The organism is Arthrobacter sp. K4-10C (assembly GCF_059090085.1).
In genome coordinates, this window is sequence record NZ_JBNHFI010000036.1 from 1 (window position 1) to 310 (window position 310).

Sequence of the window (310 nt, forward strand, 5' to 3'; positions counted from 1 at the left end):
GCCAGATTCCTGAGATGCCGCCCAGTGAGGCGCATCAGAAGGCTGATAACGCTTCGCTGGGTGAGTTGCTGGGTGATGTGACCCGGGACCTGTCCACGCTGATGCGCCAGGAACTGGAGCTGGCCAAAGCCGAAGCGAAACAGTCAGCCACCAGGGCCGGGAAGGGCGGCGGCATGCTCGCCGGCGCCGGCGTGGCCGGACACTTCGTCCTGGTCTTCCTGTCGCTGGCGCTGATGTTCGCCCTGGGCGCCCTGATGCCCCTGGGCTGGGCCGCCGTGATCGTCGCCGTGATCTGGGCCATCATCGCCGC

1 protein-coding gene is annotated in these 310 nt (G+C 67.4%); it reads left to right on the forward strand.

The features are described from left to right. Positions 1-14: 14 nt before the first annotated feature. Positions 15-310: phage holin family protein (locus AC5RUU_RS19650; protein WP_493976873.1), on the forward strand; the 296-nt coding region annotated here is incomplete at its 3' end.